Source organism: Aeromonas taiwanensis (assembly GCF_000820165.1).
In the GTDB taxonomy this organism is placed as follows: Bacteria; Pseudomonadota; Gammaproteobacteria; order Enterobacterales; family Aeromonadaceae; genus Aeromonas; species Aeromonas taiwanensis.
This window is the reverse complement of record NZ_CDDD01000041.1, coordinates 24549-31805: the sequence shown is the minus strand read 5'-3', so window position 1 is coordinate 31805 and position 7257 is coordinate 24549. Positions and strand designations below refer to the sequence as shown.

7 protein-coding genes are annotated in these 7257 nt (G+C 58.3%); 3 read left to right on the top strand and 4 right to left on the bottom strand.

Annotated elements, in window-relative coordinates:
* Positions 1 to 27 precede the first annotated feature (27 nt).
* The 3 genes from BN1136_RS20660 to BN1136_RS07065 all read left to right on the top strand — a co-directional run bounded on the left by BN1136_RS20660 (position 28) and on the right by BN1136_RS07065 (position 3389).
* Positions 28 to 603, top strand: a complete 576-nt coding sequence (locus BN1136_RS20660; RefSeq protein ID WP_407921446.1) for a TetR/AcrR family transcriptional regulator — start codon at positions 28 to 30, stop codon at positions 601 to 603.
* A gap of 34 nt (positions 604 to 637) precedes the next feature.
* Positions 638 to 1621 carry an acrylyl-CoA reductase (NADPH) gene (gene acuI, locus BN1136_RS07070; RefSeq protein ID WP_043759562.1) on the top strand — a complete coding sequence of 328 codons (984 nt, stop codon included), beginning with the start codon at positions 638 to 640 and terminating at the stop codon, positions 1619 to 1621.
* Between the two features lie 187 nt (positions 1622 to 1808).
* Positions 1809 to 3389, top strand: a complete 1581-nt coding sequence (locus BN1136_RS07065; RefSeq protein ID WP_052365667.1) for a diguanylate cyclase — start codon at positions 1809 to 1811, stop codon at positions 3387 to 3389.
* A 623-nt stretch (positions 3390 to 4012) separates the two neighbouring features.
* On the opposite strand, the gene BN1136_RS07060 is transcribed toward BN1136_RS07065, so the two are convergent.
* The 4 genes from BN1136_RS07060 to BN1136_RS07045 form a co-directional block, all read right to left on the bottom strand.
* Positions 4013 to 4615: a hypothetical protein gene (locus BN1136_RS07060; protein ID WP_043759560.1), complete on the bottom strand. Its 603-nt coding sequence runs from the start codon at positions 4613 to 4615 to the stop codon at positions 4013 to 4015.
* Positions 4616 to 4635: 20 nt separating this feature from the next.
* Positions 4636 to 5418 (bottom strand): hypothetical protein, encoded by a 783-nt coding sequence (locus BN1136_RS07055; protein ID WP_043759559.1) that lies wholly within the window; start codon positions 5416 to 5418, stop codon positions 4636 to 4638.
* Between the two features lie 311 nt (positions 5419 to 5729).
* Positions 5730 to 6716, bottom strand: coding sequence for a PDDEXK family nuclease (locus tag BN1136_RS07050; protein ID WP_043759556.1), 987 nt, complete (start codon positions 6714 to 6716; stop codon positions 5730 to 5732).
* A gap of 108 nt (positions 6717 to 6824) precedes the next feature.
* The gene (locus BN1136_RS07045; protein ID WP_043759554.1) at positions 6825 to 7217 is read right to left on the bottom strand and encodes a hypothetical protein; all 393 of its coding nucleotides are present in this window, start codon (positions 7215 to 7217) and stop codon (positions 6825 to 6827) included.
* Positions 7218 to 7257: the final 40 nt, after the last annotated feature.

The window sequence follows — 7257 nt, the reverse complement described above, 5'->3', positions numbered from 1 at the left end:
TTCTAGTAGAGGCGTCTAATAATCCCCATGCAAGCCAATGACCCCCTGCCCCGCCGCCCTCGCGGCCGCCCTGCCCAGCACGGGCACACCTATGCCGACACCCGGGATCTGTTGATCCGCCGGGGCATGGAGCTGCTGACCGAGCAGGGCATCGCCGCCACCTCCATCGAGCGGGTGTTGCAGTCGACCGGGATCCCCAAGGGCTCCTTCTATCACTACTTCGCCACCAAGCACGACTTCACCCTGGCGGTCATGGATGCCTATCACCACTACTTCTGCCGCAAGCTGACGCGCTATCTGGAGGATGAGAGCCTGCCCCCCCTGGCGCGCCTTGCCGCCTTCGTCGACAGCGCCTGCCGGGGCATGACCCGGTTTGCGTTCCAGCGGGGCTGCCTCGTGGGCAACCTGGGTCAGGAGGTGGTGCAGCTCTCCCCCGAGCTGCNNTCTGCCCCCCGGCTGCGACTGCTCCGCCCTCGCCCATCAGTTCTGGATCGGCTGGGAAGGGGCCGTGCTGCGCGCGCGCCTGGTGGGCAATACCGAGCCCATGCTCTCTTTTCTCAACTTTTTCATGATGTTAGCGAAGTAATTTTTTACGATTATTAATAGTCAACCAGTCCAATTAATGGGAGTAGACAAGATGTTCAAGGGTATTCTGATCGAGAAAGACGAGGCGGGTTATCGCGCCAGCTACCAGAGCATTCCCGAGGAGGTGCTGCCTGCCGGGGATGTGACCGTGGCGGTGGAGTGGTCTTCCCTCAACTACAAGGATGGCCTGGCCCTCACCGGCGCCGCCCCCGTGGTGCGCCGCTTCCCCCTGATCCCCGGCATCGACTTTGCCGGCACCGTGCTGGAGAGCCAGCACCCCGACTGGCACCCCGGCGACAAGGTGGTGCTCAACGGATGGGGCGTGGGCGAGACCCACAGCGGCGGGCTGGCGGAGCGGGCACGGGTTCAGGGCGACTGGCTGGTCGCCCTGCCTGAGCGCTTCCAGCCCCGGGATGCCATGGCCATCGGCACCGCAGGGTACACCGCCATGCTCTGCGTGATGGCGCTGGAGAAGCACGGCGTGGCCCCCGGGGACGGTGACATCCTGGTGACCGGTGCCAACGGCGGCGTGGGCAGCGTGGCGATCACCCTCCTGGCCAAGCTGGGCTATCGGGTCGTGGCCGCCACCGGACGGCTGCACGAGGCCGACTACCTCAAGTCCCTCGGCGCCGCCGAGGTGATCGATCGCGCCGAGCTGGCCGCGCCGGGACGACCGCTGGGCAAGGAGCGCTGGGCCGGCGTCATCGACACCGTCGGCAGCCACACCCTGGCCAACGCCTGCGCCACGACCCGCTACGGCGGCGCCGTGGCCGCCTGCGGCCTGGCGGGGGGGATGGACTTCCCCTCCACCGTCATGCCCTTCATCCTGCGCGGCGTCACCCTCTATGGCATCGACAGCGTGATGGCGCCGCGCCCGCTGCGCCAGCAGGCCTGGTCCCGCCTGGCCGAGGATCTCGACCTGACCCGCCTCAACCTCCTCACCCGGGAAGTGCCCCTCTCCCAGGTCGTGGCCCTGGGGGATGATTTCCTGGCAGGCCAGGTGCGTGGCCGGATCCTGGTCAATGTCCAGGGGTGATGACTGACGCGAGATGAGCCGGATCGCCTGATCAGGTCAGGCGATCCGCTCTGTGGCCACACCGATGCATATTGACCGTGCCCGCGTGGGGAATGCGATCGAGCACTAAAACGGGTGACGAGCAAGTAGCACGAGGAAAGCGCCTTTATTAGAATGGCAGCTGACCTTAATCAATCAGTGTGCCCAGATGATCATTGATATCCCCACCATGTTTATGATGATCATCGCTGCCAGCGTGACCCTGACGTGTTCAGTCGGCTGGGTCACCCGCGCCAAAGACGAGAAGGAGCTACAGCTCTGGACGCTCGGGCTGGCCTTGCAGACGCTGGTCTTCACGCTGTTCTTCCTGCGTAACCAGATACATGACTTCTTCTCTGTCTTGGTAGCGAACGCGGCGTTATCAGCGAGTCTCTCGTGCTTCTTGGCGGCCGTCGTGGTATTTCAGCAGCGCCGCCTGTCGCGCTTGTGGTTCTACGCACCACCCCTGTTGTTGGCGACGACGTTCAGCTTTTTCATGGATGATATCGGTGCCCGCATCATGATCTGCGGCGCCATCTGCAGTGTGCAGTGCCTGGTCGTGCTGATCACCTTGCTGGATAGGCGCGTTGTGGTGAGCGGGCGTGGCAAGTATCTGATTGCCAGCGGGTTGAGCCTCTCGATCGCCGTGCTGACCCTGCGCTTTTTTAGCGTGATGTTTTACCCCGACGACATCTCCAGCCTGTTGCGCGAGACCCCCATTCAAGTGGTCACGTTTTTGGCGACCTTTATCACATTGCTCCTGATGTCCAATGGTTTTGTGTTGATGATCAAGGAGAGCACGGATGAGCAGAACCGTCAGCTGGCCATGAAGGATCGCCTCACAGGGATTTGGAACCGGGGACATATAGAGGAGACCGCCAAGCAGGAGATGGCCCGACTCGAACGCTACGGCCATCCGGTCTCCTTGATCATGATGGATATCGACTACTTCAAGCAGATTAATGACAAACTCGGTCACGGGGCTGGCGACATCGCCCTCAAAGAGTTCTGCGCCGTGGTGCAGAGCTGCATCCGTACAACCGATTTATTGGGGCGCTGGGGAGGTGAGGAGTTTCTGCTGCTGCTCCCCAACAGCGGTTTTGCCAATGCCGCGCCATTGGCGGAGCGGATCCGGAGTGCCATCGAGCAGTATCCGTTTTCAAACGGGTTACAGATCACCGCCAGCTTTGGCCTGGCTGTCTGTCAATCGACGGATAGTTGGGATACCTGGTTGGAGCGCACCGATCAGGCGCTCTACCGGGCAAAAGCCGCAGGCCGCAATCGGGTGGAAAACGAGAGCCTGCACCATGAACCGGGTCAGACCTCGTCCCCCCTCCCCAATCTGGTGCACCTGGTGTGGCGCAGTACCTATGAATCGGGCATCACCTTGATCGATAACCAGCATCGCAGCTTGTTTGAGAAAACAAATACCCTGCTGCAGGCGCTGCTGGAGTCGCAACCCAAGCCTGAGATCGCCCGCCTCATCGCGCAGCTGGTGGCGGACATTGAGCAGCATTTCCACGATGAAGAGGCGCTTTTCCAACAGGAAGGCTACGTGGAAGGGAGCGCCCACGGCCTGATCCACGCCCAGCTGGTGGCGCGGTCGCATCGCTTGTTAGAGCGTTTCGAGCACGATCAGGTCAACGCGGGGGAGTTGCTGCATTTTCTGGCTTATGAAGTGGTCGCCCAGCATATCCTGCTTGAGGATCGCCAATATTTCACCTCGCTCAAGCGCCTGGCCATCGCCTGACCAAGTCACCCATCGCAGCCCAATCACAGGTTCTTGCCTTTGTTGGAACGCCGAACCCGTGGTGTGCAGCAAGTCGCTGGGAGCCGTAAGCCGTAAGCCGTAAGCCGTAAGCCGTAAGTCACTTAAACAACAGATGGACAAGAAAGGAAAAGCAGGAGAGAAGTCTAAAAGAGGGGTAAAAACAAAAACGACGCAATGAAGCGTCGTATCTGTCTAATCTGAAAGGCTTTTTTCTTTAATCTTAATGGTGCCGAGGCCGGAATCGAAAATAGTACCTAAAAGCCTTTAAAATCAGTGAACTTTCATTATAAAAGCCTCATCGTATACCTATCCGTATACCTATCCGTATACCAATAATATTTTAGTGCTACCGCGCCCCCTGCCACGACCACAGAGACGCCGCATTCAAAAAACCATCCATGCCGCTCGTGATAGATGATGGCGCTAGCGTTCATCCACAGGTCACGAGTGCATGCCTCATGACCAAACGTCCACGTGGGTACAGAGAGAAAACTGGCATAGTAGGCCGAGCATACCTAAGTACTAGCACTCCATGCCTCCGCCGGAACACAGGCTAAAGGCGCCAGACTACATATCAGGCACCTTCAGCACACTGAGGCATCCTAACGATGGCTCATCTCTTCAATCCAACGGACAACGCTATCAGGGTCTGCAAGCAGTTGGGCGAGGGGGACATGATTGGAGCAAAATGCCAGCTGGTTGCACTCCTCACTTTGCTTCCAATCCGGTTGATGCAGGGGCCAAGGCACCGGGCTCCACAGCTCGTCGAAATGCTTGTCGCTATTTTCCAGACAACGGAACAGAGTCACTTCCACAATGGCCTGCCCATTAAGTTGCAAAGGATCTGGCTGACCTTTTACTCCCGCTCGCAAAGAAGAGGTGCGGCGAAAATCGTGATCGAGAAAGAGCCGGAAGACCAGTGTCTTATCACCTTGCTGTGCGGTATCGCCGTCCCAGTCACGGTAGGCGTGATTCGATGCAAACAGTGGCAGATAGTCCCATGCCCAGCTGCTGGACGGGCGGGTTCCCGAGCGGCAGGGGCGGCTATTTTCGCTGGGCTCCCAATACCAGAACTCAGCGTCCAGCGCCTGACTGGCGATCTGATCGAATAGCGGGAGGATACGCTGGTAGAAACCGGCTGCGAGTCGGTGGGCTTGTTGCAGTTGGGTAACCAGCTGGGTGGTCTGTTCAAGATCGTGTGGCATGGCGGCATCCTTAGCCAGAGTCAGTGATTCAAAAAAGAGAAATCGGGGCGAGATAGGTGCAATGTCCCGGCATAGTCGAGCAGAGCAGCCCAACCAGTAGGCTCAGCCGGTGGGGGAGTTTCCCGCTCAGACATCATCCCGCAATCCAGGTCCAGCTGCCCTGCGTAGGCAAACAACGGCGCCCATTCAGGCACCACCGGGGCCATGCCAAACAGCTCAAACGCCTGCCGCCACTCATCGCGAATGGTGCGATCCTGACGGCAGGATTCAAACTCGGAGGCAGTTTGCAGATAGCGGCGCAGTGGCTCCCATTCACGCAAGGTCATCTGGACAAAGCGCTTCGGCAGATCTGGGCGAGACAGCGGGGCGACAGGGATATTGCCGAGCGCTACGTAATAGAGCCGGTCTTCATAGTCATCAAACTCGGCTTCACTGACCACAGCATTGAGCTGGGCCAGCCACTGCTCCCGATACTGGTCACCACCGAACGGGGGCTTCACCTCGATAACCACCAGCGCGTCGCCAAAGTGGAGCAGCACATCGGGCTCGACATAACGGCGATCCTGCAGCGATACCAATTTTGGCCACAGCTCCAGCCGTTGAAAGGTGGCCGGGTCTAGCGGATTGTCACCGAGTAGAAAGCGCAGCACGGCACCCAAAGCACCGTCCGAGAGGTGGGGTAGACGGCCAAAGAAAGTAGCAGTTAGCAGATCTTCGCTGCCTTTGAACAGGTCGCGCCAGCGCAGGGATTCCCCTTCCCGCTCGATCCGGCCAGCCTTGCCATGCAAAATGGCATGTAGCATCGCAACTCCTTGTAATGTTGATATTTCAAGCAGGCTCTCACCTAGCTGAAGAGCCTTCGAGATCCTGCTTTAATACCCACTCGACTACCACCCTATCCGTCACAAAATGGGGCAAAAATGTTTGACTGAAAGAGGGCCTCTCTTTAAGGTTGCCCGCAACATGACCCCGGCCGCTTGGTTGCTTTGCAACTTACGCCGGGGTTGTTGTTTGACGGTTTTTGGCCTGCCAGCGTGGTTTGCTTATCGGCGATATTGCGGCCTGTCCATCATCGGATGGATGGCCCGTTAAACCTCAATATCCCCTCACATTGCTAGATCTTTTCAATCTGGTAGCCCAACTGTGTCATCCCCTGCAGCAACCGTTCGGTATCGGTTCCCCACTGGTTGGAGATGGCAATCTGCTCACCCGATGGCAGCTCAATCAGGTTGCCCTCGCCTACATGCCAGCGGTTAAGGTTTTTTTCCGGGATCTGGTCAACCGGCGTTACCTTTCTGGCCAGATCAAGTTGCGCCAGATAGGCAGTGATCCCGGCCAGATCGGCAAGTTGCCGGTCTTTTATCCAATGACTGAGTACCGCCAAGGCAAAATGGCGTTTGTTGTAAACCCCACCGTTAAAGCGGTACTTGCTGTAGTCTCTGGTGCCTTGCTGGCTGGCCCGTTGCTCGGCACGCTTTTCTCGAAACTGGATCTGATAAGCCTCCGCCTCTTCTAGCGGGATGATCTGCGCAGCATTGATCAGCATCTCTCCCTGATAGCGGAACGGGGTCAGCCGCACGCAGCGAATATCGATGCCCTTGTCCCGCAGCCACAACACAGAGGTGGTCAGCTCTTTGCCAAAGTCAGCCGACGCCAGCACGATGCGCACCTCGTTGCCGAAATCATCGAGCTGGTTTTCGTCCAGATCGACAAACTCCAGCAAGGTGGTGCGGGCATCGATTTGCAGCCCTTCTTGCTCGATATAGGCCGCAAAGTAGTCACAGGCTTTATCAAAGGTCATATTGGCGATCATGGCGGCATAGCGCAGTGCTTGCAGCTCCATATGGGCACCAACTTCATCACGTTTCAGCTCGATCACCACCAGATTGGCATTACGGTCGATGGCCAACAGATCGATACGGCGGCGGCTATCTTCCCAGTCGGAAAACTCGTCGGCAATCACCAGGCAATCGGGGGCAATGGCGGCGATATTGCGCTTTAACGCCTCTTGCAAATCCTGGCGCTCTTGCAGCCCTTCGGCGGCAAAGGTGGTGGGTGTTAATCGGGTCAGCTGTTGATTGGCGATATGAAAGAGGCTCATGGTAAATCGACTTGTGTAGCGGTAAATGAAAACAGGTGGAGCGCGTGGGGTCAGGCCTGTGTGGCCGCATCAGCTGGCCTCATCCATCGCAAGACCTGACCCTCGCTGTTACTTTAACGTGATCCCTTCTGGTATCCGTTCAAACTGCTCCTGGGTGAGGTAGCGAATGCCCTGCACACTCGCCAGGGGTTGAAAGACCTGGGGGCAGGCGGCTTTGACGGTGAATACCTGCCCCTCGTGATAGGCCTCACCCCCTTGCGCGTACCAGCGACCTTGACACCCTTCGTCCCAATATTGGCCGACCACTTCGGGTGTGGAGGGCACCAGGGTGCAGCCCTTGATCACCACCCGCACGGTGTTCTGATACACCCCCACCACGGTATCAATAGACCGGGCTCTATCGTCATCCAGCGCCCAAGAAGAACGCGCGCAATCCACCACCGGGCGGTCGGTTGGATAGGTTTCGCACAGGTTTACCACCAGCACATTTTTATGATTCATCTTTGCTCCATCGAACATCTGAGCCAAGGCCTGCTTGGGA